This window comes from Streptomyces sp. NPDC006208 (assembly GCF_040613775.1).
In the GTDB taxonomy this organism is placed as follows: domain Bacteria; phylum Actinomycetota; class Actinomycetes; order Streptomycetales; family Streptomycetaceae; genus Streptomyces.
Genome location: NZ_JBEXSW010000007.1, coordinates 16,181 through 42,449, shown reverse-complemented (window position 1 = coordinate 42,449; position 26,269 = coordinate 16,181). Strand labels below are relative to the sequence as shown.

The window sequence follows — 26,269 nt, the reverse complement described above, 5'->3', positions numbered from 1 at the left end:
AGCGAACAGGGAACGGAGTGCGGCGTCACCCACTCCTCCTGGGTGCACCCGGAGTGCGGGACACTGTCATGAGGCCGCCTCTACGATCCCTGTGAGGGGGGACACTCATCGACGGGGCAGACAAGGGGAACCAGCCGATTTCCCGACGCGTGGATACGATCAGTAAGCAGTACGAGGGCGACAACGACGGAGGAGGTGCCCCATGGGAGTCCTGAAACGTTTCGAGCAGCGCCTCGAAGGTCTGGTCAACGGCACCTTCGCCAAGGTGTTCAAGTCCGAGGTCCAGCCTGTCGAGATCGCGGGCGCCCTCCAGCGGGAGTGCGACAACAACGCGACGATCTGGAACCGCGAGCGCACGGTCGTCCCCAATGACTTCATCGTCGAGCTCAGCGCCCCGGACTTCGAGCGCCTGAGCCCGTACTCGGGCCAGCTCGGCGACGAGCTCTCCGGCCTGGTGCGCGACTACGCCAAGCAGCAGCGCTACACCTTCATGGGCCCCATCAAGGTCCACCTGGAGAAGGCCGACGACCTCGACACCGGCCTGTACCGCGTACGCAGCCGCACTCTCGCGTCGAGTACGTCACAGTCGCCCGGCAGCCCCAGCGGCGCCGCCGGCGCCCGTGGCGGCTACGGCTACCCGCCCCCCGCCTACGGCGGAGGGGCCCCCGCCGGCGCACCGCCGATGCCGCCCGCCCCGCCTCCCGGCATGCCCGGAGACCGGCGCCCCGGCCCCGCCGTCGGCGGGCGCGCACCGGGCCCAGGCCCGGTGGCGGGCACTCAAGTACGACGCTGGATCGAGATCAATGGCACCCGCCATCAGATCTCCCGCCCGACGCTGGTGCTGGGACGCAGCACCGACGCCGATGTGCGGATCGACGACCCCGGCGTATCGCGCCGGCACTGTGAGATCCGGACCGGAACGCCCTCGACGATCCAGGATCTCGGGTCTACCAACGGCATCGTGGTAGACGGGCAGCACACCACCCGCGCTACGCTCCGCGACGGCTCGCGGATCGTCGTGGGCAGCACCACCATCGTTTACCGGCAAGCCGAAGGGTGAAGCGGGGGCAATGTCAGAGCTGACCCTGACGGTCATGCGGCTAGGTTTCCTGGCCGTCCTGTGGCTGTTCGTCATCGTGGCCGTACAGGTCATCCGCAGCGACCTGTTCGGTACGCGCGTCACGCAGCGCGGCTCACGCCGCAACGCCGAGCCGCGTCCGCAGCAGGCGCGCCAGCCCGCTGCGCCGCCGCAGCAGCGCCAGCAGGCCGCGGGCCGCCAGCGCCGTGGGGCGCCGACCAAACTGGTGGTGTCCGAAGGAACACTCACCGGCACGACGGTCGCCCTCCAGGGCCAGACGATCACCCTGGGCCGGGCGCACGACTCCACAATCGTGCTGGACGACGACTACGCGTCCAGCAGGCATGCCAGGATCTACCCGGACCGTGACGGCCAGTGGATCGTCGAGGATCTCGGGTCCACCAACGGCACGTATCTCGACCGGACCCGACTCACCACCCCGACACCGATTCCGCTGGGCGCGCCGATCCGCATCGGCAAGACCGTCATCGAGCTGCGGAAGTAGTACGACAATGAGCGAGCGGAGCGAGCGAGCCGCAGGGGTCCCGGCAACGGACCGGGAAGGGCTCCCGACCGGAGGGTGGGCAGTGTGGCTCGAGACCGGCTGTACCCCGAGCCGACGGGCGAGGTGCGCATGAGTCTGTCTCTGCGTTTCGCCGCCGGATCGCACAAGGGCATGATCCGGGAGGGCAACGAGGACTCCGGCTACGCCGGCCCGCGCCTTCTCGCGATCGCCGACGGCATGGGCGGCCAGGCCGCCGGCGAGGTCGCCTCCTCCGAGGTCATCTCCACGCTGGTCCAGCTCGATGACGACGTGCCGGGCTCCGACATCCTCACCTCGCTCGGTACCGCCGTGCAGCGGGCCAACGACCAGCTGCGCGTGATGGTCGAGGAGGACCCCCAGCTCGAGGGCATGGGCACCACGCTCACCGCCCTGCTGTGGACAGGGCAGCGGCTCGGCCTCGTGCACGTCGGCGACTCGCGCGCGTATCTGCTGCGCGACGGTGTGCTGACCCAGATCACCCAGGACCACACGTGGGTGCAGCGGCTGGTCGACGAGGGCCGCATCACCGAAGAGGAAGCCACCACCCACCCGCAGCGCTCCCTGCTGATGCGCGCGCTGGGCAGCGGCGACCACGTCGAGCCCGACCTCTCCATCCGCGAGGTCCGTGCCGGCGACCGCTATCTGATCTGCTCCGACGGTCTGTCCGGCGTCGTGTCGCACCAGACGATGGAGGACACCCTCGCCAGCTACCAGGGCCCGCAGGAGACCGTGCAGGATCTGATCCAGCTCGCCCTGCGCGGCGGTGGCCCCGACAACATCACCTGCATCGTCGCCGACGTCCTCGACACCGACTCCGGCGACACCCTCGCCGGGCAGCTCAGCGACACTCCGGTCGTCGTCGGCGCGGTCGCCGAGAACCAGCACCAGCTGAACGACGGCGGCGCCATGCAGACCCCCGCGGGACGCGCCGCGGGCCTCGGCCGCCAGGCCCCGCCCCACGGCGGCGCCTTCGGCCCGCCCGGCAGCGGCGACGTCGGCTACGGCGGCATGCCGCCCGAGGGCAGCTTCGACGCCTTCACCGACGAGGACTTCGTCAAGCAGCGCGGCGGCCGCAAGTGGCTGAAGCGCTCCTTCTTCCTCGTCCTCGCCCTGGGCGTGATCGGCGGCGGTCTGTACGGCGGCTACCGCTGGACCCAGACCCAGTACTACGTCGGCACCAAGGGCGAGCACGTCGCGCTCTACCGGGGCATCAGCCAGGACCTCGCCTGGGTCTCGCTCTCGGAGGTCGAGAAGGACCATCCCGAGATCGAACTCAAGTACCTCCCGCCCTACCAGCGCAAGCAGGTCGAGGCGACGATCACCGAGGACGGCCTCGGCAAGGCCCGCGCAAAGATCGAAGAGCTCGCCGACCAGGCGTCCGCCTGCAAGAAGGACGAGCAGCGCCGGGAAGCGGCCGACCGCGTGAGCACCCCGCCACCGGGCGAGGGTGAGGCAGGCGGCACCGCCGGCACACCCGAGTCCCAGAACGCCAAGACCAAGCCGACCGCAGCTACTCCCACTCCGAGTCCCACCCTCTCGGAGGAGGAGCAGAAGCTGGCCTCGAACTGCGGCAAGCAGTAACCAGGCCGTAGGGGGCCTTCTCCACCATGAGCGTTGTCACCAACACCACCACGATCGGCGCGATCGACGCACCGAGCCGACGCAACACCGAGCTGATGCTGCTGGGGTTCGCCGTAGCCATCCCGGTGTTCGCGTACATCAACGTGGGCCTCGCCCTCGACGGCGAACTGCCCGCAGGAGTACTCGGCTACGGGTTCGGCATCGGCCTGCTCGCCGGTGTCGCCCACCTCGTGGTGCGCAAGTTCGCCAAGTACGCCGACCCGCTGCTGCTGCCGCTGGCGGCACTGCTCAACGGGCTCGGTCTGGTGATGATCTGGCGGCTGGACCAGTCGCAGCGGCTGATCCAGCGCATCGAGTCCCGATACGGTGAAGGAACCTTCAGCCCCGACGCCCCCAAGCAGCTGATGTACTCCGCCATCGGTATCACGCTCTTCGTCGCGGTGCTGATGCTGCTGAAGGACCACCGCATCCTGCAGCGCTACACCTACATCTCGATGGCAGTGGCGCTGGTTCTGCTGGTCCTGCCGATGTTCTTCCCCGCCGTGAACGGCGCCAAGATCTGGATCAGCCTGGGCCCGTTCTCTATCCAGCCCGGTGAGTTCGCCAAGATCATCATTGCGATCTTCTTCTCCGGCTACCTGATGGTGAAGAGAGATGCCCTGGCCCTGGCCAGTCGGCGCTTCATGGGCCTCTACCTGCCGCGCGGCCGGGACCTCGGTCCCATCCTTGTCGTCTGGGCGATGTCCATCCTCATCCTCGTCTTCGAGACCGACCTCGGCACCTCGCTGCTGTTCTTCGGACTCTTCGTGATCATGCTCTATGTGGCCACCGAGCGCACCAGCTGGATCGTCTTCGGTCTGCTGATGTCCGCCGTCGGCGCGGTCGGTGTCGCCTCGTTCGAGCCGCACGTCCAGCAGCGCGTGGACTTCTGGCTCAACCCCTTCGCCCAAAGCACCTGGGAGCAGAGCGATCAGATCGGTCAGGCGCTGATGTCCTTCGGCGCCGGCGGAACCCTCGGCACGGGGCTCGGCCAAGGCGACTCCGACCTCATCGGCTTCGCCGCCAACTCCGACTTCATCCTCTCCTCCTTCGGCGAGGAGTTCGGGCTGGCCGGGATGATGGCGTTCCTGCTGATCTACGGACTGATCGTGGAACGCGGCGTGCGCACGGCACTCGCCGCCCGCGACCCGTTCGGCAAGCTGCTCGCCATCGGACTGTCCGGCGCCTTCGCCATCCAGGTCTTCGTCGTCGCCGGTGGTGTCATGGGTCTCATCCCGTTGACCGGCATGACGATGCCGTTCGTCGCCTACGGTGGCTCTTCCGTGCTCGCGAACTGGGCGCTCATCGCCATCCTGATCCGGATCAGCGACACCGCCCGCCGTCCCGCGCCCGCTCCCGCTCCGTCGCCCGACGCCGAGATGACCCAGGTGGTCCGACCGTGAACAAGCCCCTGCGCCGGATCGCGATCTTCTGTGGACTGCTCGTCCTTGCCCTGCTGGTGCGCACCAACTGGCTCCAGTACGTCGAGGCCGACGACCTGAACGCCAACAGCAAGAACCGCCGGATCCAGATCGAGCGGTACGCCAACGAGCGCGGCAACATCGTCGTCGAGGGCAAGGCGATCACCGGTTCGGTCAAGACCAACGACACCGACTTCGAATACAAGCGCACCTATGTCAACGGCCCGATGTGGGCGCCGGTGACCGGTTACGCCTCGCAGGCCTTCGATGCCAACCAGATCGAGAAGATCGAGGACGGCATCCTCACCGGCAACTCCGACCAGCTCTTCTTCGACCGCACCATGGCGATGTTCACGGGCGACAAGAAGAAGGGCGGCAATGTCGTCACCACGCTGGACGCCGCCGCTCAGAAGGCCGCTTTCGAGGGCCTCGGCGACAAGAAGGGTGCCGTCGCGGCCATCGACCCGCGGACCGGCAAGATCCTCGCGCTGGCGTCCACGCCCTCGTACGATCCCAGCTCCTTCGCCGGCTACCGCGACAAGGACGCGAAGGCCTGGAACGCGCTCAACAAGGACAAAGACAAGCCCATGCTCAACCGGGCCCTGCGCGAGGTCTACCCGCCCGGATCCACCTTCAAGGTGCTCACCGCTGCGGCAGCCCTGGAGTACGGCAAGGTCACCAACATCGACGAACAGACCAAAACCCCTGACCCTTACATCCTGCCGAACACGCGCACGGAGATGGTCAACCACGCCAGCGGCTGCAAGAACGCCAGCCTGAACAAGGCACTGGAGGTCTCCTGCAACTCCGTCTTCGCGAAGCTCGGTGACGACGTCACCCGCGACAAGATGGTGGAGATGGCCGAGAAGTTCGGCTTCAACAGCGAGGCCTTCGTCCCCGTGCGCACGTCGGCATCGGTCTACGACAAGAAGATGGACAGGCCGCAGAACGCCCTGTCGTCCATCGGCCAGTACAACACCGCCGCCACCCCGCTCCAGATGGCGATGGTCACCGCGGCGATCGCCAACGACGGCAAGCTGATGAAGCCGTACATGATCGACAAACTCGAGTCCCCGAACGTCGACGTCATCGAGCAGACCGACCCGGAGGAGATGAGCCGTCCGATCTCTCCGGAGAACGCCCAGCTGCTCCAGCAGATGATGGAGAACGTCGTCGAGAACGGCACCGGATCCAACGCGGCGATCGACGGCGTGAAGGTCGGCGGCAAGACCGGTACCGCGCAGCACGGCGAGAACAACAGCAAGAACCCCTACGCCTGGTTCATCTCGTACGCCAAGGGCGAGAACGGATCGCCGGTCGCCGTCGCGGTCGTGGTCGAGGACAGCAACGCCCGCCGGGACGACATCTCCGGCGGTGGCCTGGCCGCCCCGATCGCCAAGGCAGTGATGAATGCGGTGCTGGAGAGCGAGAAGTGACGAGGATCACGCCAGGCCTCCATACCTGCACTTTGCGATACCGGTCGGGTATCAGCTGACGGTTGGGGTCGGATCAAGCCGGACGTGCCCGGTAGCGTATGCGCGAACAGCACACCGGCGGGCCACACGAGGGTGCGGTCGGGACTGACGGAGAGGGCTGGAACTGTTATGGAAGAGCCGCGTCGCCTCGGCGGCCGGTATGAACTGGGCTCGGTGCTCGGCCGTGGTGGGATGGCCGAGGTCTACCTCGCCCACGACACCCGGCTCGGCCGCACCGTCGCCGTGAAGACGCTACGGGCCGACCTCGCCCGCGACCCGTCCTTCCAGGCCCGGTTCCGCCGGGAGGCCCAGTCCGCCGCCTCGCTCAACCACCCTGCGATCGTCGCTGTCTACGACACCGGCGAGGACTATGTGGACGGGGTCTCGATCCCGTACATCGTCATGGAGTACGTCGACGGCTCCACTCTGCGTGAGCTGCTGCATTCGGGCCGCAAGCTGCTGCCCGAGCGCACGCTGGAGATGACCATCGGCATCCTCCAGGCCCTCGAGTACTCCCACCGCAACGGGATCGTCCACCGTGACATCAAGCCGGCGAACGTCATGCTGACGCGCACCGGCCAGGTCAAGGTCATGGACTTCGGCATCGCCCGCGCCATGGGTGACTCCGGCATGACCATGACCCAGACCGCAGCCGTGATCGGCACCGCCCAGTACCTCTCCCCGGAGCAGGCCAAGGGCGAGCAGGTCGATGCGCGCTCGGACCTGTACTCCACCGGCTGCCTGCTCTACGAGCTCCTCACGGTGCGTCCGCCCTTCGTGGGCGACTCCCCGGTGGCGGTGGCCTACCAGCACGTACGGGAAGAGCCGCAGCCGCCGAGCAATTTCGACCCCGAGATCACGCCCGAGATGGACGCGATCGTACTCAAGGCCCTGGTCAAGGACCCGGACTACCGCTACCAGTCCGCCGACGAGATGCGCGCCGACATCGAGGCCTGCCTCGACGGACAGCCGGTCGCGGCGACTGCGGCAATGGGCTCGGTCGGCTACGGCGGCTACGGCGGCGAGGACCAGCCCACCACCGCGCTGCGCCAGGCCGACGCGGGCGGGCAGACGTCGATGCTCCCGCCCATGAACCCCGATGACGGCGGCTTCGGCGGTTATGACGACCGCCCCGACCGCCGCCGGCAGAAGAAGTCCAACACCTCGACGATCCTGCTGGTGGTCGCCGGCATCCTGGTGCTGATCGGCGCCATCCTGATCGGCAGGTCCGTGTTCGGCGGCGACGACGGCGCCAACAAGGTGAACGTGCCGCAGCTGGTGGGCAGTACCTTCGAAGAGGCGAAGGACCTGGCGAAGAATTCCCACGTCACCGTCGAGCGGTCGGGTACCCAGCGCTGCGACCAGCCCAAGGACCGTATCTGCAGCCAGAACCCCGCCAGCGGCCAGATGCAGGAAGGCGAGACCATCACGGTCGTCGTCTCCGAGGGCGCGCCCCTGGTCGAGGTCCCCGACGTCGTCGACATGGACGTGGCGCGGGCGACCGAGAACCTGGAGAAGAAGAAGTTCGACGTCGAGACCAAGGAAGTCGAGTCCTCCGAGGAGCCGGGCAGGGTCCTCGAACAGGACCCTGAGGGCGGCAGCAAGGCCGAGAAGGGCACCAAGGTGACCCTGACGGTCGCCAAGCAGTCCAAGCAGGACATTCCGGATGTCGTCGGCCAGGACTTCGCCAACGCGGAGAGCCAGCTCAAGACGCTCGAGTTCGAGGTCGTGCGGGTCGATGTCGAGTCGGACAAGCCGCTGAACCAGGTCGTCACCCAGAGCCAGACCGGCAAGGCGCCCAAGGGCACCAAGATCACGCTGGAAGTCTCGAAGGGCCCGGCGCAGCCGACGCAGGTCCCGGTCCCGCAGATCCGCGGCGTCACGGTCGCCCAGGCCAAGCAGATGCTCCAGGCGTCCGGCTTCAAGACGGTCGCCTTCGCCCCGGGCAGCGCGGCGGACGACAACGCCGTGGTCTTCAACTCCGACCCGGCGCCCGGCACGCCGGTCGACCCGGCCACCACCACGGTGACCCTCACCACCGTAGGCGGCGGGGGCAACAACGGCGGCAACAACGGCGGCGGCGGCTTCATCGGCGGCAACGACGGCGACTGAGCCACCGACCGGCCAACCAGCGACAGAAGGCCCCGGCACCCACCAAGGGTGCCGGGGCCTTCCGCTTACTGTCCGTGGAGCCGGCGTACTGTCCCGTCGAGCCGCTCAGCGCAGCTCCGCCGGCGGCGTGCGGTTCTTGTCGACCTTCTCCGTGCGCTCCAGCTCTCCCCACACGATGTAGCGGTAGTTCGACGTGTACACCGGCGTGCAGGTCGTCAGCGTGATGTAGCGGCCCGGCTTCTTCTTGCCCGACTCCTTCGGGACCGGCTGCAGCACGTCCACGTTGAACTTCGAGGTCTCGGGGAGCCTGTTGAAGACCTTGTAGACGTACCAGGTGTCCCGGGTCTCGAAGACGATCGGGTCGCCGTTCTTGAGCTTGTGGATGTTGTGGAACTTCGCACCGTGCCCGTCCCGGTGCGCGGCCAGCGTGAAGTTGCCCTTGGCATGCCAGGGGAGCGCCGACTTGATCGGGTCCGTGTAGTAGCCCGCGATACCGTTGTTGAGGGCTTCGGTGTCCGTGCCCTTCTTCACCAGGACCTCGCCGTCGTCCATGGCGGGTACGTGGAGGAAGCCGATGCCGTCCTTGGTGTCGAGCGCGCCCGGCCCGCTGTTGGCCCAGTCGTCGCGGATCCGGTCTCCCTGCTTGGCGGCCTCGCGGTCGGCGAGGACGTTGGTCCACCACAGCGAGTAGACGACAAACAGCCCCAGCACCACACCCGCGGTGATCAGGAGCTCTCCGAACACACTGATGGCGCCGGCGATCCGGCCTCGAGCACGTGCCACTGCACCTGATCCCGTCTTGAAGTCCTTGGCGATGAGCGTTCGAGCGTCGGTGTCAGCCGACCAGTGCGTCGGGTTTGCCCTTGCTGCGCGGCCGTTCCTCGACCATCTTGCCCCACACGATCATGCGATACGTACTCGTGAATTCCGGCGTACACGTCGTCAGTGTGATGTACCTGCCGGGCCCGGTGAACCCGGAGCCCGGCGGCACCGGACCGATCACGCTCACGTTCGACGGAGACGTCTGGGGAAGGATGCTCTCCATCCGATACGTGTAGTAGGCGTCCTGCGTCTCGACGACGATCGGATCGCCCTTCTCGAGCTGGTTGATGTAGCGGAACGGTTCGCCGTGGGTGTTGCGGTGGCCGGCGAGCGCGAAGTTGCCCTGCTGGTCCTCGGGCATCGCGGTCTTCAGCTTCCCCTCGCCGTAATGACCGACCATCCCGCGGTCGAGGACGTTCTTCTTGCTGATGCCCTCGGCGATCGGCACCACGACATCCAGCTTGGGGATGTACATGATGGCGAATCCCTGGCCCGGTTCGAACGCATCAGGCTTGCGGCCCTTGGCCCAGCCGTCCTGGATCTTGTTGGCCTCGGCGTTGGCCTCCTGACCGGCGAGGATGTTCGTCCACCACAACTGGTACGTGACGAACAACAGCATCAGGACACCGAAGGTGATGAACAGTTCACCGATGGCGCGGCTGGCGATGACCGCCGGGCTGTCCTTCAGCGCACGTGCCGCACGACGGGCCTCTATGCGCGACATCGGCTTCACGGGCCCGCCGGAGGCCCCCTGAGCGGCCGTGGAAGCCCCCTGAGCAGCCGCGGGGGCCCCTGCGCGTCTGTGGCCCCGCCCCTTGGCCGCTCTGCGGCGCTCGGCCCGGCCGGGACCGGGCAGGGGCTCCGTGGCGCGCCGCGTGTCCGATGTGCGCAGGGCGACTGTCTCGTCGTCCGGCACCGGGACGGGATCGAAGACCGGCAGCTGCTCGGGTTCCGGTACGGATGCCTGGGCCGGCACGGCCCCCACGGCAGGGTCGGGCTGGGCGTACCAGTCCCGCTGGTACCCCTCGGGGTCGTACCACTCCTGCGGCTGCTGCGGGGACTGCTGCGCCGGGGGCACCGGGGCAGTCAGCGGGTCGTATACACGTTCGTAGTCGTACTCGTACTCCCGCTCGTACTCGTGATCGTGCTCGTGCCCCGGGCGCACGGCACTCACGCCACGGCCTTGCCCACCACCGGTGCGAGCCCCGCCGAACGTCCGACCGCTCCCGCGTCGCCGCACTGCACCAGCCAGTTGGCGAGCATCAGATGGCCATGCTCGGTGAGGACCGACTCGGGGTGGAACTGCACGCCCTCTACAGCCAGTTCACGGTGCCTCAGCCCCATGATGATCCCGTCCGCCGTCTGTGCGGTGACCTCCAGCTCGTCGGGAAGGTCGGCCGGCTCGGCGGCCAGTGAGTGGTACCGGGTTGCCGTGAACGGCGAAGGCAGCCCCGCGAACACACCCTTGCCCCCGTGCGTGACCAGGGACGTCTTGCCGTGCAGCAGCTCCGGGGCGCGGTCCACCACGCCGCCGTACGCCACCGCCATCGACTGCATCCCCAGGCAGACACCGAAGACGGGCACGCCCGTCTTCGCGCAGTGGCGCACCATCTCGATGCACACACCGGCCTGTTCGGGCGCACCGGGTCCGGGGGAGAGCAGCACGCCGTCGAAGCCGTCCTGCGCATGCTCGAGGGCCACTTCGTCGTTGCGCACGACCTCGCACTCGGCGCCGAGTTGGTAGAGGTACTGGACGAGGTTGAAGACGAAGCTGTCGTAGTTGTCCACGACGAGAATGCGCGCGCTCACTGTCCCGTCCCTTCCCCGTCGACCGTCACGTCGTTGAACGGGAGCAGCGGCTCCGCCCACGGGAAGACGTACTGGAACAGCACATAGACGACCGCCAGGGCCAGCACGAGCGAAATGATCGCCCGCACCCACACGTTGCCCGGAAGATGCCGCCAGATCCAGCCGTACATGCTGTCCCTCTCCGTTCGGTACGGGACCAGACTAAAGGGCACCAGGGGCCCGTGGGTCAGCTGTGGAAAGCCGGCGGCTTGCCGTCCGTCACAGGCTGCGTCGCATCCAGATGGGCCCAGACGACAAGCCGGTGGCTGCTGCCCCACTCCGGCTCGCAGGTCGTCAGCGTCAGATAGCGCCCCGGCGCGTCGAAAGGGGTCACGTCGTCCCTGAGCGGCCGGGGTACGGAGCCGATCACCCCGACGTCACCCGGGACGGTCCGGTAGGGCTTGTTCACAATCCGGTAGGTGAACCAGGTCGTCCCGTCCGACAGCACCACGACGTCCCCCGGGCGCAGCCGCGGAAAGTCCTTGAACGGGTCTCCGTAGGTGCGCCGGTGGCCCGCGACCGCGAAGTTGCCCGGCTCACCGAGCCGGGCGGTGGACTCGTAGTGACCGAGCCCCTTCTTGAGGACGCCGACTCCGGTGCCCTCCAGGACCGGCCAGTCCCACCCCCGGCCGAAGCGCGGGACGTACATCACGGCGAAGGGTCTGCCGCTCTCGTACACCTCGGGGGCAGGCACGGTGCCCGCTTCGGGGCCGCCCCCCTCGGCCGGGGCCTCGACGGGTGCCTTCGCCCAGGTCCGTTCGAGCCGGTCGATCTGTCCGTCCGTGGCGCTGTCCGCCTTGATCCCGGTCCAGAACAGCACGTACACCACGAAGAGCACGATCAGGGTGCCGACGGTGATGCACAGTTCGCTGACGGTCCGCACCAGCACCCGCACCGACACCGGCTCCCCCAAGCTCTACCCGACGGGCTTCGCGTAGTGGAGATCCACTGTGCCCGAGTAGCCGGGAAGAGTCACCGCCTCGCGCTCGTCCACTTTCCAGCCCAGGCCGTACGCCTGCACATACAGCTGGTAGTTCTCGATGGCCGGCGACTGTCCGAGCGCCTTCTTGAGCGCCTTCGGGTCGCCGACCGCGGTGATCTTGTACGGCGGCGAGTAGACGCGGCCCTGGAGGATCAGTGTGTTGCCGACACACCGCACGGCGCTGGTGGAGATCAGCCGCTGGTCCATGACCCGGATGCCCCGTGCACCGCCCTCCCACAGGGCGTTGACGACCGCCTGCAGATCCTGCTGGTGGATGACCAGGTCGTTGGCCTGCGGCTCGGGGTAACCGGGCGCCGCCCGGGCGTTCGGCGGGGCGTCGTTCAGTGTCACGGTCAGCCCCCCGCCCCTGATCGCCTCGGTGCCCGCCGCCTTCTCCAGTGCCTTGAGCTTGGCGTCCTCCGCGCGGGTGGAGCCGTCGTCGCGCTGGGCCAGCGCGTCGACGTCCTCGCGCACCGCCACCATCGATTCCTCGAGCGTGCCGTTCTTCTCGCTGCGCTGCCTGATCAGATCGGACAGCTTGAGCATCGAGGCGTCCGTGCGCAGATCGGTGCCTCTGGCCGTGTTGAAACTGGTCACGAAGATGAGGCCCGCGAGGGCGAAGACAGCAGCCGTCAGCAGCCGGACCGGCCTCCACCGTGATCGGCGGACCGGCCCTCCGGGGGAGTCGGCAGAATTGCTCAACGTACCCTTATCTCCTTCGGCGCCGCGGAAGGACTACGCTAACGGACGCCCGGGGGAGGCAGTGGCCCCCCTCGCTCCCGCCCCGGCGCCAGCCACAGTTCCCTGCGCGGTCACGCAGCGCATCGACAGGAGAGTCCCTCGTGCCGAAGTCACGTATCCGCAAGAAGGCCGACTTCACGCCGCCTCCGGCAAAGCAGGCGGCGAACATAAAGCTGACGAATCGCAGCTGGGTCGCCCCAGTGATGCTCGCACTGTTCCTGATCGGGCTCGCCTGGATCGTTCTGTTCTACGTGACCGAGGGCAGCCTGCCGATCAAGAGCTTCGGCAACTGGAACATCGTGGCCGGCTTCGGCTTCATCGCGGCCGGCTTCGGCGTCTCCACCCAGTGGAAGTAGCCGCTCTGTAGCACGTCAAGCCCTGCCCTGAGTTATCCACACCGTTGTCCACAGCGGGGGAAAAGGTCTGACGATCTGTGGATAACTCTCCCGACGTTGACGCCGGTGTGACCGCATCGGCCATGCGCGTGAAGCGTCCCGCCCCTTGTCCGAACTGGGAAACCCCAGCTCAGCGACGAGGGGCACGCTTGTTCCCCACAGCTTGCACAAGATCCGGCACACACTGTGGACAACTTTGGGGAAAGGCTCACGCTCAGGCGAGCGCGACGGATCTGGCGATCACGGCCACCAGGAGAACCAGCAGGGCTCCTGCGCAGACGGCTCCCTGCACCAGATTCCGGTGCGCGCGCGGCGCATGGACCAGACCCAGGGTGACCAGAGCCCCGATGACCAGTCCGCCGATGTGGCCCTCCCAGGAGATGTTCTCCCGGGTGAAACTGAAGATCAGATTGATCGCCAGAATCAGGACGATCGGCCGCACATCCATTCTCGTCCGCCGTGCGATCACCAGAACCGCACCCATCAGGCCGAAGACGGCGCCCGAGGCGCCGAGCGACGGCTGGTTCTCGTCTGCCAGCAGATAGGCGAGGACACTGCCACCGAGACCGGACAGCAGGTAGACCGCGAGATAGCGCACACGGCCGAGCTCCGGCTCCACCAGCCTGCCCAGGAACCACAGACCGAGCAGATTGAACCCGATGTGCGGGACCTCTTCATGCAGGAACGTCGCCGTGATCAGGCGGTACCACTCGCCGTCCGCCACTCCGACGATCTCGCCGAGCTGCGGGTTGAAGGCGTATCCGATCAGCTCCGTCTCGGCCACGAACCGCTGGCCGAGCGCGAGCACCAGGATGAACACCACGGCGTTGAGAGCGAGGAGGATCTTGGTGACGAACAGCGGGTCGGCGCTCACCACGCCCCCCGCGAGCGTCCGCGGCCGGTTGGCACCCGGCGCGTGACCCGTACCCGATCCCGTCCGCACACAGTCCGGGCACTGGAAGCCGACCGACGCACTGACCATGCAGTCCGTGCAGATGGGCCGCTCGCAGCGGGTGCAGCGGATGCCGGTCTCCTTGCCGGGGTGCCGGTAGCAGCCGGGCAGACCATGGGCGTCCTGCGGCTCCTGCGGACGGTCCGACGCCTGCTCCATGAGGTCTCCCCTCGATCTTCCGGGCCGGTGCGCGCTCACAACCTCGCCCCGTCCATCCTTACGGACGGACGGGGCGAAAAGGTTCCCTTGAGGTAATCCGTTGCCGATCAGCCCTCGCGGGTCTCGACGACGACGGACTCGATCACGACGTCGTCGACCGGGCGGTCGGTGCGCGGGTTGGTCCGGGTGCCGGCGATCGCGTCCACGACCTTCTTGCCGGCGTCGGTGGAGACCTCGCCGAAGATGGTGTGCTTGCGCGTCAGCCAGGCGGTGGGCGCCACGGTGATGAAGAACTGCGAGCCGTTGGTGCCCGGGCCGGCGTTGGCCATGGCCAGCAGGTACGGCCTGTCGAACGCCAGGTCCGGATGGAACTCGTCCGCGAACTCGTAGCCCGGGCCGCCGGTGCCGTTGCCCAGCGGGTCACCGCCCTGGAGCATGAAGCCGCTGATCACGCGGTGGAAGACCGTGCCGTCGTACAGCTTGTCCGTGGACCGCTTGCCGGTTGCCGGGTGGACCCATTCCCGCTCGCCCTTGGCGAGCTCCACGAAATTCTTGACCGTCTTGGGCGCGTGGTTCGGCAGAAGCCGGATCTCGATGTCGCCTTGGTTGGTCTTCAGGGTGGCGTAAAGCTGCTCGGCCACGATCTGCCTTCCGTAAGTCTTCTGTGACGACTCACGATCCTTGCACGGAAGGACTGGTTACACAGAAAAGGCGCCGAGTCGCCGACGCACCGGCGCGCCCCGCGCCGAATCGTGGCATCGTCGTCCGCAAGGTCCCGACATGACCCGGATGCCCGCCCCACATGCCGAGGCGGCCCTCAACGGGCATGATTTTCAATCGGGCGGAAAGGCGAAAACTGTGCCCAACTGGGGATGACCCCAGGCCCCCAGAACGCCACCGAAGAGGAGGATCCCGTGACCCGCATGGACAGCGTGCGCGCCGCGACCGATACGGCGAGGGAGAGCGTGCTGCACGCCGCGGAAGTGGTGGCGCCTTACGCCGGCACGGCCAAGGACCAGGCCACGCTTTATGCGCACGAGGCACGCGTACGCCTCGCACCAAAGGTTTCCCAGGCCGCTCAGCAGGCCCGTGTTCAGTACGCCGCACGTGTTGCGCCGCATGTACCGCCGAAGGTCGACCAGACTGCACACCGGGCTGCGGTACAGGCCCGGAAGGCCGCCCGTCAGGCGAGCGACTACACCGTTCCGCGTGTCGAGCACGCGGTGGCCGTCGCCAAGCCCGTGGGCGTCGAGGCTGCGGCCCGTTCAGGGGCCGCGCTGGCCGTACTGCGCGGACAGGTGACGGCCAAGAAGGTTCAGAAGCTGGTCAAGAAGCACGAGCGGCGCTCTACCGCCGGACGTGTCGCCAAGGGCCTTGTGCTCTTCGGCGTACTGGCCGGCGCGGCATTCGCCGCCTGGAAGTGGTGGGACAAGCAGGCCAACCCCGACTGGCTGGTCGAGCCGCCCGCCGCGACCGAGGTGTCCGCGCTGTCGTCCGTCGACGGCAGTCCGAAGGCGGGACTTGACCCCGAGGTGCAGGCGAAGCAGGACGAGGCAGAGGCTGGGGACCGCGACGACCGTCGCTGACCGTGTGCTGTGCTCGTGGGCGGGGCGCCGGGAGTGGTGAAAGCCTGCTCCCGGCGCTTCACGCCGCGATGGTGTACGAGGCGCGGGCTGCGGAGGCGGTACGCCCTGCGGAGGCGGTAGACCCTGCGGCCACACGGCGGGCGGGCTGTGCGGCGGGCGCGGTCGGGGCGGCAGGCGCCGAGGCGGCGGCAGGAGCGGTGGCGGGTGCAGCGGCGGGGGCAGCTTCGGCAGGTTCGAAACTGTCCATGGCGTCGGCCTCGATCACGGGCAGCTGCCGGCTGGCGGGTGAGGCTCCGTGGGCCTCGGCACCGATGCGCTGCTTGATGGTCGGCGGCAGTGACCGTTCGCGCGGTGACGGCACCCAGCGTGTACTCGGACGCCTGCGCTGCGCCGGCACGGTTCCCCGGACGGCCTGCGGACGGGCCTTGACCGGCTCGTCGGGCGTCCGGTCCGCGGGCTGCGCCGTGGCGGTCGCGGCGGTCGCGGCAGTGGTGAGCCCCACCGAGGCAAGCAGAGCGAAGAACGCGGTGATGAACGCGGTCCACAGATTCCTGACCTTGAAGGCGGCCATAACCCCTCACTTTCGGGTTGAGCGCTTTACATACCTTCCTCATGATGTGTACGCATCTCGAGATGTGGGGGAGCGACGCCGTCGCTGAACAGTTCTTCTGATCAACACCACTCGGACGGTCCAATCCAGAGCGCGACAGAGCCCTGGAGGCTGTACAAGGAGGGCCGGGGAAGAGGCCGGGAGAGACGAAAAGGGCGCTCCGATCTGCTTCTCGCAGATCGGAGCGCCCTTGGTGCTGTGGAGCCTAGGGGAGTCGAACCCCTGACATCTGCCATGCAAAGACAGCGCTCTACCAACTGAGCTAAGGCCCCTGGACGGGTGCGTGCGACCGAGCGGAGCGTGCCTCGGTCACCACCGCGCACAAGAGTACCGGGTCACCCCCGTAATCCTGCAAAAGGATTGGGACTCCAGTTGGGACTCCCGGTCGGCGACCACGCTCCGTAAGATGCACGACAAGGTTCGCGACAGCGAAGCCGCTTGGGGAAGCGATGGGGAGACGCAATGGATGCAGCGCAGCAGGAAACGACCGCAAGAGCCAGAGAACTGCAGCGCAGCTGGTACGGGGAGCCCCTCGGAGCCCTCTTCCGACGGCTCATCGACGACCTGGGGCTGAACCAGGCCCGACTCGCCGCCGTACTCGGTCTCTCCGCCCCGATGCTCTCCCAGCTGATGAGCGGCCAGCGCGCCAAGATCGGCAATCCCGCGGTGGTCCAGCGGGTCCAGGCGCTGCAGGAACTGGCGAGCCAGGTCGCCGACGGCAGTGTCAGTGCCGTCGAGGCCACGGACCGGATGGACGAGATCAAGAAGTCGCAGGGCGGCTCCGTCCTCACCGGCACCAGCCAGTCGACCAGCAGCTCGGGTGCCCCGACGGTGCGCCGCGTGGTGCGTGAGATCCAGTCGCTGCTGCGCTCGGTCTCCGCTGCCGGGGACATCATCGATGCGGCGGACTCCCTCGCCCCGAGCCACCCGGAACTGGCAGAGTTCCTCCGGGTGTACGGTGCCGGGCGCACGTCCGACGCGGTCGCCCACTACGAGTCGCACCAGAGCTGACCGAGGCAGACGCCTCGACGAGGAACCGGGAGCTGGCGCAGCACAATGGGTGAGGTCTTCGCTGGTCGGTACGAACTGATCGACCCGATCGGGCGTGGTGGCGTGGGCGCGGTCTGGCGCGCCTGGGACCACCGCCGCCGTCGCTATGTGGCGGCGAAGGTCCTGCAGCAGAGCGACGCGCACACCTTGCTGCGCTTCGTCCGTGAGCAGGCACTGCGCATCGACCACCCCCATGTCCTGGCCCCGGCCAGCTGGGCCGCGGACGACGACAAAGTGCTGTTCACCATGGATGTGGTGAGCGGCGGGTCGCTGGCGCATGTCATCGGCGACTACGGTCCGCTGCCTCCCCGCTTCGTCTGCACCCTGCTCGACCAGCTGCTGTCCGGACTTGCCGCGGTGCACGCGGAGGGGGTCGTGCACCGCGACATCAAGCCGGCCAACATCCTGATGGAGGCCACCGGAACGGGCCGGCCGCATCTGCGGCTGTCCGACTTCGGCATCTCCATGCGTAAGGGTGAGCCGCGCCTGACCGAGACCAACTATGTGGTGGGGACGCCCGGTTACTTCGCGCCCGAGCAGATGCTGGGCGCGGAGCCGGACTTCACCGCGGACCTGTTCGCGGTCGGCCTGGTCGCGCTGTATCTGCTCGAGGGCAAGAAGCCGGACTCTCAGGCCCTGATCGAGCACTTCGCCGCCTCCGGCACACCCGGTGCTCCTCAGGGCGTACCGGAACCGCTGTGGCAGGTCCTGGCGGGCCTGCTGCAGCCCGACCCGCAGGCGCGGTTCAAGACGGCCACAGGGGCGCGCAAGGCGCTGACGGCCGCGGTCGAGATGCTCCCCGACCCCACCCTCGACGACGAGCCGGTGGAGATCTTCGACCAACTCGGCCCGCTGCCCGATGGCTTCGGCCCGGGCGGCCCCGAGGTCCCGTCGGCCGCCCCCGAGCGGTCCGCGCCCCCCGCGCCCGTACTGCCGCCGTCGGAGACCGGCAGCTTCCATCTGCCGCCACCGCAGCACGCGGCCGCACACCACCCCCACCAGGCGGTACAGCAGCCCTACGCCGCGCAGCCGTCCACTCCTCCCCCCATCCCGCTCTCCACGGAGCCCACACCGACTCCGACTCCGACCCCCGCCCCTGCTCCTGTACCCGCGCATCCGGCTTCCCCCCATCAAGCACCGGTGCCCGGACAGCCCGCCTATGTGCAGAGCGCCCAGGGACCGCACGAACCGCCTTTCACTCGTGCTTACACCGCTCAGGGCCTGCAGGTTCCACCCACCGCCGCGCAAAAGCGGCCGGGACCGCCCCCGAAGGTTGCGGTCCCGGTCCTGCTTGTCGCGCTGGTGTGCTTCGCGGTGGGCATCTGGGCGCTGACCCAGACCTGATCCGGCACCGCTGAGGTTCGGGGCGGGCCCGGCTTCGGGCCGCGCCCCCGTACGGTCCGGCCACGGACCGCGCCCCTACGGCTCGGCTACTGGCCGGGCGGCCCGTACGGTCCGGACCCGTAGCCCTGGCCGGCACCCTGTCCGTATCCCTGCCCGTGCCCCTGGCCCTGCGCCGGCGGGTATCCATAGCCCGGCTGCGCCGCGCCCTGTCCGTACCCCGGTCCCCGGTCCTGCACATGGCCAGGCCCCTGTCCCTGCCCCGGGAACGGCGCCGGTTCAACGAACTGGGGCGTGCGGCGCCTGGCGAGCAGCACCCAGGCCCCGAGCCCGAGCACCAGCACGACCCCCGCGCCGATCCCCGCCGCGGCGACCAGCTTCATCGTGTCGCTCCTGGCCGCCTCCGGCGCGCTCCTGCCGCTGTCGGCCGCCTCCTGGTCGTCATCGGTGACCTGGAAGTCCCCGGCGGGGCCCGCGTACTGGGGCCCTGGCTTCGCCTCGCCCTCGACGTTGACACGCAGCGTCAACGGGATCGGCTTCTTGCCGAAGGCCTCGGCGACCTCGGGGTTGAGCGTCACCGAGAGGTAGTACCAGCCGGCGAACCGCATGGCGTTGGTGGTGTCGGCGGAGGCGTAGCGGTTCTCGTAGGCCACCGGCGGCAGCGGATCGAGTGCGATCGACTTCTGCTTGCCGTCGTAGAAGACGCTCGCCTGGTTGTCGACGAACCCGCGCGCCGGATTGTGCAAGGACAGCGCGAGCGCGTTGCCGACGCTTCCGGTCCCGTCACCCCCTGAGCTGGTGCCCAGGTCGGCGCTGGCGAACAGTTGCTGCCCCCAGTCGACCGGCACCCGGTAGAACCGCGTCCGGCCGGGCGTGATCTCGTCCTGCCACTCGCCCTCCTTGAGGCTTGTGGCGTCATGGAAGCTCGTGCCGCCCGCCCGCTTCTGCGGGCCGCCCGCGGGTGCCGCCGGCGATGCGGACGGCCAGTTCTCGGGCGCCTGCGTGGCCTTGTCCTCCTTCACCTCCGGCTCGGAGGTGAAACGGATCTCCACGTCCCACGGCTCGGGTGTGGAGGTGGCGTCACTGGTCCGCTCCAGGAGCACGTAATAGGTCCCCGCCTCCTGGCAGTTGCTCTTCTCCTTGTCGATCCTCCGGCTCGCGTAGTCGGCGACCGGCCGCGCGTAGGTCGCGGTGCCGAACATGGCCGCACCTTCACTGCACTGGGACCCCGAGCGGTCCTCGATGCTGACGGCGAGCTTGTCCGCGTAGGCGAACTTGGTGGCCAGCTTGGGTACGGCCACCGCGGAGACGTAGGCGTTCGACTTGGCGTCGAGGTCGAGCCGGTAGTAGCGCTTCTCGCCCGGCTTGATCGTGTCCTTGTAGGTCGAGCCGACCGTCAGCTGCGGTCCGTCGCTGTTGACGGCCGTGCCCCGCACACTCTTCGCCTCGCTGTCGAAGACGTACGGGTTGGGCTCGCCCGCTGCCCACGCGTGCCCGGGCAGCGCCGCCACCGCACACACCGTCGCCAGTCCGGCCAGCGTCACCCGGCACCAGCCGCGCTGCCTCTTCACGCGCCCCTCCTCGAGTCCCATGTATCCGTATCCGTCGGATAGCCGGACGGCCCTGTGGCCGCTGCCGTCCTGCGCCTCGCCAGTACGAAGACCGCGCCGGCGATGAGGACGGCTCCGCCGCCCACGGCGGCGGCGATCATCATGCCGGACCATCCTGCCCCTTCGGCCGCATCGCTGTCTGCGCCCGTGGGCGAATCGCCCTTCTTGTCGGCCGCGTTCGCCGCGCCCTTGTCCTCGCCCTTGTCCCCGTCCGCGAGCACCGGAGCGTCATGCTGGGGACCTGCCAGGGCGTCACCCAGCACGGCCACCCGCAGCACCACGCCGATCTCCGGATTCTCGGCGATCTCCGCGGCCTTCGCGCCCAGCGTGACGGCGATGTAGAAGCCACCCTTGGTGTGTACCGGGACGACGTTCGGGTGGGACTCGTGGCGGTTGGTCCAGGCGACGGGCACGGTGCCCATCTCCAGCGCCATGGGGCGCCCGTTGTAGATGGTCTGCGGGTTGAACTCCCCGGTGCCGCCGCCGACCGGCCCACGCGCGGGCGTGAAGACCTGGGTGGCTCCGTACGACCACACCGAGGAGGCGCCGTCCACGGTCGGCTCGTTGGAGAACTCGACGTCGTACCGCAGCTGCTGTCCCCAGCCGACCGGAACCTTGTACCAGAGTGTCTGCGACGGCAGAAGCCTGTCCCGCCACACCCCCTGCCCGATCTCCTTGGCATCGTTGAAGCCCGTGCCGCCCGTCACGTCACGCGGATCGCCGGTCGGCAGTACGGCGCCCTTGTCGCCCTGGCCGTACTCGGGCTGTGACTGTGCCGGCGTGACCCCCTCGGCCAGCGGCTTCTCCACGCCGTATGTCAGCTCCAGCGGCCAGCGCGCGGCGTCCGAGCCCGGCTTGGACTCACGCTCGACGACCAGCCAGTACCGGCCCGCCTCGTCACACCTGCGGCCGCCCTCGGGGCTGGGAATCCGGGCGACCGCAGAGGTCAGGGGCGTTGCCCCTTCCTTCTGGAAGAAGCGCTCGGTGCTCGTCCCGCAGGAACCGCCGGACCCGTACTGGATCACCGTGCGCAGGCCGTCGAGAGTGTCCACCGCCGCACCCGGCTGCGGCACGGCCGTCGCCGAGAAGTCGGCCGTCGACGCGGCGTCCAGATCGGCGGCGTAGTACCGCTTCTCGCCGGGGCCGATGGTGTCCAGGTACTGCCCCGGGGTGAGCACGGGGGCCGCGTCCTGCGTCTGCCCGCCCTCGACCGGCCTGCCACGGAAGCGGTAACCGTCCGCGGACAGCTGCGCCGAGCGCTGCAGCTGCCGGGCGAGCGCTTCGGCGTCCGGAGCGTCGTAGTAACGGCCGTTGCCGGCCCTCGCGATGCACTCCAGCTGCTGCCGCGCCGAGCCGCGCACCTGGAAGCCGACCGTGTCGATGCGCAGCCCGACGCCGTCCTTGCCGAGCTGCTCGGCGACCTCGCAGGGCTGCGGGGTGCCGCAGGTGTCCTCGCCGTCGGAGATCAGCAGGATCGTGCGCGTGCCGATCGCCCCGTCGGCGGCCTTCGGCAGGTCCTGAGCGGCCTTCTGCAACGACAGGCCGATGGGAGTGTCCCCCTTGGGCTGTACGGCTCCGACCGCCCGCTTCATGGCCTCCCGGTCCAGCGGCTGCACCGGCAGCGCCGGCCGGGTGTCGGTGCAGCCCTTCGGCTGGTCGGCGCCGTAGACGCGCAGGCCCGTCGGATAACCGTCGGGAAGCGCGTCGACGACCGTTCCCACCGCCTTGCGGGCGGACTCCATCCGGGTGCTTCCCGTGCCGTCGTCATCGGCCATGGAGCCCGACGAGTCGAGCACCATCACCAGGCCGCTGCGGCCGTCCCCCCGCGGTGCCCATGCTCCCTTGCCGGCCTGCTCCGCCGCGCCCGCGGCGGGCACCGGCCCGGCCGCGAGGGCGAGCAGTGCCGCGCCGATCGTTGCCACCGTCGCACGGCGGCGCAGTCGTGCTTTCACCGTGTCCCCTCCCCGTCACCCCAAAGTTTGCTCTTGCAAGCTATCGATTTGCTGGAGTGAATACAAGGAGATCACTGTCACGGTCCCGCTACAGCGGCGGCCGTGCCGCACCGGGCAGGACAACCGCACCCGGACAGCACGAAGCCCCGGCCGCTCACGCGGCCGGGGCTCCATGATCCAAAGTCTGCGTCTCACACACCCGAACCTGCGGGCACGGAGTCGGTCGCCTCCGTCCACAGATCCTGCTCGGCGCGATCCGCCTGGATCTGGCGGTACACGAGGAGCCCGCCGATGGCGGCCAGTGCGACCAGGAGAAGCTTCTTCACCGCGCGACCTCGTCTTTCCTTGACGTATGAGGACTTCTGGCGCCCGACTATACACACCGATCGATACCGTTCGGTGACCTACCTCCGGTCCGCGCTCCCCCAACTCGGGCCCGGCACAATGAGATCGGCCCGGACGGAAACATTCCGTCCGGGCCGATCGACACTGTGGGGCTAACAGGATTTGAACCTGTGGCCTCATCCTTATCAGGGATGCGCTCTAACCAACTGAGCTATAGCCCCGCCGCGCTGCGCGCTGACCTCTGAAGATTAGCGCACACGGCGGGCATGGCCAAAATCGGTATCCGCAGACCTCCGACCAGGGCTACTCGTCCTCGGCGAGCGTGAGCTCCACACCGCCCACGAAACCGGCGGAGAGGTTGTAGATGAAGGCCCCGAGCGTGGCGAGGGCCGTCGCCAGCACCACATCGATCACCGCGATGACCGACGTGAACATGAGCACCCGCGGCAGCGACAGGAACGACTGAAGGTCGAAGCCGTTGCTCTCATTGGAGCCGGTGGCCTCGCTGATCGTGCCGCCGACGGTCGAGAAGACACCCATCGCGTCCATGACCATCCACAGCACCGCGGACGCGACCACCGTGCAGATGCCCAGCGCGATCGACAGCAGGAAGCTGACCTTCATCACCGACCACGGGTCGGCCTTGGCCACCCGCAGCCGGGCCTTGCGCGTACGCGGAGTGGTACGGGCCCCGGTGCGCGGCCGGCGCACGGCGGCGCCCGCCTGCTGACCGGTGCGCTGCTGCCCGCCCTGCGTGCCGCCCCCGCCTTGCGGCGTGGGGTAGGCCTGCGGCGGATGGTAGGGCTGCGCCGCCTGCTGCGCAGCGGGCTGCTGGCCGCCGGCGTACATCTCGTGCGGGGGCTGATGCCCCCGGGTGTCCGTCACCGTAATCCCCCTACCTTCGGTGGAGGTGCCCCCACCCTGGGACTCCGCGGCAGGGCCACGGGCACCGTCAGCTCCCGAAGCGGCCGATCCGGCGCCCGTGGCTCCACTCACGCTTTACTCCTCGTGCTCCCCGGCCGAGGACTCGGTGCCCTCGACTGCCGCCTCGGCCGCCTCACCGCCGGCCTCATCGGTCCCTTCGACCTCTTCGGCCTCGCGGCCTGCCTCGGCGTTACGAGCGATGCCGACAACGGCATCCCGCTTGCCCAGGTTGATCAGTTGGACGCCCATGGTGTCACGGCCCGTCTCCCTGACTTCATTGACTCGCGTACGAATCACGCCGCCACCGAGCGTGATGGCGAGGATCTCGTCGGTCCCCTCGACCACCAGCGCACCCACGAGCGATCCGCGGTCCTCCACGATCTTGGCGGCCTTGATACCGAGGCCGCCGCGGCCCTGGACGCGGTACTCGTCGACGGGGGTCCGCTTCGCGTACCCACCATCGGTGGCAGTGAACACGAACGTACCTGGCCGGACGACATTCATCGAGAGGAGTTCGTCCCCCTCACGGAAACTCATCCCCTTCACACCGGACGTCGCACGGCCCATCGGGCGCAGCGCATCGTCCGTTGCAGTGAACCGGATCGACTGCGCCTTCCTGCTGATCAACAGCAGATCGTCCTCGGCGGAGACCAGCTCCGCACCGATCAGCTCGTCGGGCGCACCGCCGTCGCCCTCCGTCTCACGGAGGTTGATCGCGATGACACCGCCCGAGCGAGGCGAGTCATAGTCCTTCAGCGGGGTCTTCTTGACCAGGCCCGCCTTGGTCGCCAGCACCAGATACGGCGCCGCCTCGTAGTCACGGATCGCGAGGATCTCGGCGATCTGCTCGTCCGGCTGGAAGGCGAGCAGGTTGGCGACGTGCTGGCCGCGCGCATCGCGTCCGGCGTCCGGCAGCTCGTAGGCCTTGGCCCGGTAGACCCTGCCCTTGTTGGTGAAGAACAGCAGCCAGTGGTGCGTGGTGGAGACGAAGAAGTGGTCGACGATGTCGTCCTCCTTCAGCTTCGTGCCCCGCACGCCCTTGCCGCCACGCTTCTGTGAGCGGTAGTCGTCGGTCTTGGTGCGCTTCACATAGCCGCCACGCGTGATCGTGACGACGATGTCCTCCTCGGCGATGAGGTCCTCGATGGACATGTCACCGTCGAAGGGCACCAGCTTGGAGCGCCGGTCGTCGCCGAACTTCTCAACGATGACGGCCAGTTCCTCGCTGACGATGCCGCGCTGCTTCTCGGGCGAGGCAAGGATCGCGTTGTACTCGTTGATCTTCGCCTGCAGCTCGTCGTGCTCCTGCACGATCTTCTGGCGCTCCAGGGCGGCCAGTCGGCGCAGCTGCATCTCGAGAATGGCGTTGGCCTGGATCTCGTCGATCTGCAGCAGGTCCATCAGGCCCGCACGCGCGACCTCGACCGTGTCACTGCGCCGGATCAGCGCGATGACCTCGTCGATCGCGTCCAGTGCCTTGAGCAGACCGCGCAGGATGTGCGCCCGCTCCTCGGCCTTGCGCAGCCGGAACTTCGTCCGCCTGACGATGACCTCGATCTGGTGCGTCACCCAGTGGCGGATGAACGCGTCCAGCGAGAGCGTGCGCGGCACACCGTCGACCAGGGCCAGCATGTTGGCGCCGAAGTTCGTCTGCAGGTCGGTGTGCTTGTAGAGGTTGTTGAGGACGACCTTGGCGACGGCATCGCGCTTGAGCACGATGACGAGCCGCTGACCGGTGCGCGAGGACGTCTCGTCGCGGACGTCGGCGATGCCGCCGATCTTGCCGTCCTTGACGAGGTCGGCGATCTTCTGCGCGAGGTTGTCCGGGTTCACCTGGTACGGAAGCTCCGTGACCACCAGGCACTGACGGTTCTGGATCTCCTCGACCTCGACGACCGCACGCATCGTGATGGAGCCGCGACCGGTGCGGTACGCCTCCTCGATGCCCTTGCGGCCCACGACCAGAGCGCCGGACGGGAAGTCCGGGCCCTTGATCCGCTCGATGAGCGCGTCGAGCAGCTCCTCGTGCGAAGCGTCCGGGTGCTCCAGCGCCCACTGCGCGCCGGCGGCGACCTCGCGCAGATTGTGCGGCGGGATGTTGGTCGCCATACCGACCGCGATACCGGCCGAGCCGTTGACCAGGAGGTTCGGGAAGCGCGCCGGCAGGACCGTCGGCTCTTGATTACGGCCGTCGTAGTTGTCCTGGAAGTCGACGGTCTCCTCGTCGATGTCCCGGAGCATCTCCATCGACTGCGGCATCAGCTTGCACTCGGTGTACCGCATGGCGGCGGCCGGGTCGTTGCCCGGGGAGCCGAAGTTGCCGTTGGAGTCCACCAGCGGCATGCGCATCGACCACGGCTGGGCCAGCCGGACCAGGGCGTCGTAGATCGAGGAGTCGCCGTGCGGGTGGTACGTACCCATGACGTCGCCGACGACGCGGGCGCACTTGTAGAAGCCCTTCTCGGGCCGGTAGCCGCCGTCGTACATCGCGTACAGCACGCGGCGGTGCACGGGCTTGAGGCCGTCCCGCACATCCGGCAGCGCGCGCGAGACGATGACGGACATCGCGTAGTCGAGGTACGAGCGCTGCATCTCGGTCTCGAGCCCGACCGGCTCGATCCGCAGCTGCGGCCCTTCGTCTTCGGTTTCTGTGGTCACAGGAGTGTTCTCGTCGGCCATTGCTGGTCTTCAGTCCTTTCGTG

At 68.4% G+C, this 26,269-nt stretch carries 24 protein-coding genes and 2 tRNA genes; 10 read left to right on the top strand and 16 right to left on the bottom strand.

The features are described from left to right. Positions 1–202: 202 nt before the first annotated feature. From ABZ208_RS07120 to pknB, 6 genes are all read left to right on the top strand, one after another. On the top strand, positions 203–1,060 hold the full coding sequence (locus tag ABZ208_RS07120; RefSeq protein ID WP_356908541.1) for a DUF3662 and FHA domain-containing protein: 858 nt from the start codon (positions 203–205) through the stop codon (positions 1,058–1,060). Positions 1,061–1,070: 10 nt separating this feature from the next. Continuing rightward, on the top strand, positions 1,071–1,583 hold the full coding sequence (locus ABZ208_RS07115; protein WP_328398740.1) for an FHA domain-containing protein: 513 nt from the start codon (positions 1,071–1,073) through the stop codon (positions 1,581–1,583). A gap of 129 nt (positions 1,584–1,712) precedes the next feature. Then, a complete protein-coding gene (locus ABZ208_RS07110; protein ID WP_356908540.1) occupies positions 1,713–3,203 on the top strand; it encodes a Stp1/IreP family PP2C-type Ser/Thr phosphatase in 1,491 nt (496 codons plus the stop codon). Positions 3,204–3,229: 26 nt separating this feature from the next. Beyond that, positions 3,230–4,645, top strand: a complete 1,416-nt coding sequence (locus tag ABZ208_RS07105; RefSeq protein ID WP_356908539.1) for an FtsW/RodA/SpoVE family cell cycle protein — start codon at positions 3,230–3,232, stop codon at positions 4,643–4,645. Next, the gene (locus tag ABZ208_RS07100) at positions 4,642–6,099 is read left to right on the top strand and encodes a penicillin-binding transpeptidase domain-containing protein (RefSeq protein WP_356908538.1); all 1,458 of its coding nucleotides are present in this window, start codon (positions 4,642–4,644) and stop codon (positions 6,097–6,099) included. The genes ABZ208_RS07105 and ABZ208_RS07100 overlap by 4 nt, the downstream gene beginning before the upstream one ends. A 168-nt stretch (positions 6,100–6,267) precedes the next feature. Next, positions 6,268–8,250 carry a Stk1 family PASTA domain-containing Ser/Thr kinase gene (gene pknB / locus ABZ208_RS07095; protein ID WP_356908537.1) on the top strand — a complete coding sequence of 661 codons (1,983 nt, stop codon included), beginning with the start codon at positions 6,268–6,270 and terminating at the stop codon, positions 8,248–8,250. A 105-nt stretch (positions 8,251–8,355) separates the two neighbouring features. Here pknB and ABZ208_RS07090 read toward each other — a convergent pair whose 3' ends face one another. From ABZ208_RS07090 to ABZ208_RS07065, 6 genes are all read right to left on the bottom strand, one after another. After that, positions 8,356–9,033, bottom strand: a complete 678-nt coding sequence (locus ABZ208_RS07090) for a class E sortase (RefSeq protein WP_356908536.1) — start codon at positions 9,031–9,033, stop codon at positions 8,356–8,358. A 52-nt stretch (positions 9,034–9,085) separates the two neighbouring features. Next, positions 9,086–10,162, bottom strand: a complete 1,077-nt coding sequence (locus tag ABZ208_RS07085) for a class E sortase (RefSeq protein WP_356908676.1) — start codon at positions 10,160–10,162, stop codon at positions 9,086–9,088. A gap of 80 nt (positions 10,163–10,242) precedes the next feature. After that, positions 10,243–10,881, bottom strand: coding sequence for an aminodeoxychorismate/anthranilate synthase component II (locus ABZ208_RS07080; protein WP_328398754.1), 639 nt, complete (start codon positions 10,879–10,881; stop codon positions 10,243–10,245). Further along, positions 10,878–11,051: a hypothetical protein gene (locus tag ABZ208_RS07075; protein ID WP_356908535.1), complete on the bottom strand. Its 174-nt coding sequence runs from the start codon at positions 11,049–11,051 to the stop codon at positions 10,878–10,880. The genes ABZ208_RS07080 and ABZ208_RS07075 overlap by 4 nt, the downstream gene beginning before the upstream one ends. A 56-nt stretch (positions 11,052–11,107) precedes the next feature. Next, positions 11,108–11,821: a class E sortase gene (locus ABZ208_RS07070; RefSeq protein WP_356908675.1), complete on the bottom strand. Its 714-nt coding sequence runs from the start codon at positions 11,819–11,821 to the stop codon at positions 11,108–11,110. A gap of 15 nt (positions 11,822–11,836) precedes the next feature. After that, positions 11,837–12,604, bottom strand: coding sequence for a DUF881 domain-containing protein (locus tag ABZ208_RS07065; RefSeq protein ID WP_356908534.1), 768 nt, complete (start codon positions 12,602–12,604; stop codon positions 11,837–11,839). 140 nt (positions 12,605–12,744) lie between these two features. Between ABZ208_RS07065 and crgA the strand changes: the two genes are divergently transcribed. Beyond that, complete coding sequence (gene crgA / locus ABZ208_RS07060) at positions 12,745–12,999, top strand: cell division protein CrgA (protein WP_328398760.1); 255 nt, start codon at positions 12,745–12,747, stop codon at positions 12,997–12,999. A gap of 253 nt (positions 13,000–13,252) precedes the next feature. Here the strand turns inward: crgA and ABZ208_RS07055 are convergent, their stop codons facing one another. Both ABZ208_RS07055 and ABZ208_RS07050 read right to left on the bottom strand, forming a co-directional pair. Beyond that, a complete protein-coding gene (locus ABZ208_RS07055) occupies positions 13,253–14,149 on the bottom strand; it encodes a rhomboid family intramembrane serine protease (RefSeq protein WP_356908533.1) in 897 nt (298 codons plus the stop codon). 107 nt (positions 14,150–14,256) lie between these two features. Then, complete coding sequence (locus tag ABZ208_RS07050) at positions 14,257–14,790, bottom strand: peptidylprolyl isomerase (RefSeq protein WP_356908532.1); 534 nt, start codon at positions 14,788–14,790, stop codon at positions 14,257–14,259. Between the two features lie 273 nt (positions 14,791–15,063). Between ABZ208_RS07050 and ABZ208_RS07045 the strand changes: the two genes are divergently transcribed. Continuing rightward, entirely contained in the window at positions 15,064–15,735 is a 672-nt protein-coding gene (locus ABZ208_RS07045; RefSeq protein WP_356908531.1) for a DUF5324 family protein, read from the top strand. A 58-nt stretch (positions 15,736–15,793) separates the two neighbouring features. On the opposite strand, the gene ABZ208_RS07040 is transcribed toward ABZ208_RS07045, so the two are convergent. Both ABZ208_RS07040 and ABZ208_RS07035 read right to left on the bottom strand, forming a co-directional pair. After that, entirely contained in the window at positions 15,794–16,306 is a 513-nt protein-coding gene (locus tag ABZ208_RS07040) for a DUF6344 domain-containing protein (protein WP_356908530.1), read from the bottom strand. 238 nt (positions 16,307–16,544) lie between these two features. Beyond that, positions 16,545–16,617: transfer RNA gene (locus ABZ208_RS07035), tRNA-Ala, on the bottom strand. Positions 16,618–16,807: 190 nt separating this feature from the next. Here ABZ208_RS07035 and ABZ208_RS07030 point away from each other — a divergent pair. Further along, positions 16,808–17,356: a DNA-binding protein gene (locus ABZ208_RS07030; protein WP_328398768.1), complete on the top strand. Its 549-nt coding sequence runs from the start codon at positions 16,808–16,810 to the stop codon at positions 17,354–17,356. Positions 17,357–17,401: 45 nt separating this feature from the next. Beyond that, positions 17,402–18,739 (top strand): protein kinase, encoded by a 1,338-nt coding sequence (locus tag ABZ208_RS07025; RefSeq protein WP_356908529.1) that lies wholly within the window; start codon positions 17,402–17,404, stop codon positions 18,737–18,739. 86 nt (positions 18,740–18,825) lie between these two features. On the opposite strand, the gene ABZ208_RS07020 is transcribed toward ABZ208_RS07025, so the two are convergent. The 6 genes from ABZ208_RS07020 to gyrA form a co-directional block, all read right to left on the bottom strand. After that, entirely contained in the window at positions 18,826–20,307 is a 1,482-nt protein-coding gene (locus ABZ208_RS07020) for a hypothetical protein (protein ID WP_356908528.1), read from the bottom strand. After that, entirely contained in the window at positions 20,304–22,298 is a 1,995-nt protein-coding gene (locus ABZ208_RS07015) for a VWA domain-containing protein (protein ID WP_356908527.1), read from the bottom strand. Before ABZ208_RS07015 ends, ABZ208_RS07020 begins: the two co-directional genes overlap by 4 nt. A 191-nt stretch (positions 22,299–22,489) precedes the next feature. Then, positions 22,490–22,624, bottom strand: a complete 135-nt coding sequence (locus ABZ208_RS07010; RefSeq protein ID WP_003958712.1) for a DLW-39 family protein — start codon at positions 22,622–22,624, stop codon at positions 22,490–22,492. A 166-nt stretch (positions 22,625–22,790) separates the two neighbouring features. Then, a tRNA-Ile gene (locus ABZ208_RS07005) sits at positions 22,791–22,864 on the bottom strand. Between the two features lie 82 nt (positions 22,865–22,946). After that, positions 22,947–23,528 (bottom strand): DUF3566 domain-containing protein, encoded by a 582-nt coding sequence (locus ABZ208_RS07000; RefSeq protein WP_356908526.1) that lies wholly within the window; start codon positions 23,526–23,528, stop codon positions 22,947–22,949. A gap of 114 nt (positions 23,529–23,642) precedes the next feature. Next, entirely contained in the window at positions 23,643–26,246 is a 2,604-nt protein-coding gene (gene gyrA / locus ABZ208_RS06995; protein ID WP_356908525.1) for a DNA gyrase subunit A, read from the bottom strand. Positions 26,247–26,269 lie beyond the last annotated feature (23 nt).

What these genes read in the sequence shown, in the direction of transcription:
- ABZ208_RS07120 (WP_356908541.1), top strand. Translation starts at nt 203, where the DNA reads ATGGGAGTCCTGAAACGTTTCGAGCAGCGCCTCGAAGGTCTGGTCAAC.
- ABZ208_RS07115 (WP_328398740.1), top strand. Translation starts at nt 1,071, where the DNA reads ATGTCAGAGCTGACCCTGACGGTCATGCGGCTAGGTTTCCTGGCCGTC.
- ABZ208_RS07110 (WP_356908540.1), top strand. Translation starts at nt 1,713, where the DNA reads ATGAGTCTGTCTCTGCGTTTCGCCGCCGGATCGCACAAGGGCATGATC.
- ABZ208_RS07105 (WP_356908539.1), top strand. Translation starts at nt 3,230, where the DNA reads ATGAGCGTTGTCACCAACACCACCACGATCGGCGCGATCGACGCACCG.
- pknB (WP_356908537.1), top strand. Translation starts at nt 6,268, where the DNA reads ATGGAAGAGCCGCGTCGCCTCGGCGGCCGGTATGAACTGGGCTCGGTG.
- ABZ208_RS07075 (WP_356908535.1), bottom strand. Translation starts at nt 11,051, where the DNA reads ATGTACGGCTGGATCTGGCGGCATCTTCCGGGCAACGTGTGGGTGCGG.
- ABZ208_RS07055 (WP_356908533.1), bottom strand. Translation starts at nt 14,149, where the DNA reads ATGGAGCAGGCGTCGGACCGTCCGCAGGAGCCGCAGGACGCCCATGGT.
- ABZ208_RS07040 (WP_356908530.1), bottom strand. Translation starts at nt 16,306, where the DNA reads ATGGCCGCCTTCAAGGTCAGGAATCTGTGGACCGCGTTCATCACCGCG.
- ABZ208_RS07030 (WP_328398768.1), top strand. Translation starts at nt 16,808, where the DNA reads ATGGATGCAGCGCAGCAGGAAACGACCGCAAGAGCCAGAGAACTGCAG.
- ABZ208_RS07025 (WP_356908529.1), top strand. Translation starts at nt 17,402, where the DNA reads ATGGGTGAGGTCTTCGCTGGTCGGTACGAACTGATCGACCCGATCGGG.
- gyrA (WP_356908525.1), bottom strand. Translation starts at nt 26,246, where the DNA reads ATGGCCGACGAGAACACTCCTGTGACCACAGAAACCGAAGACGAAGGG.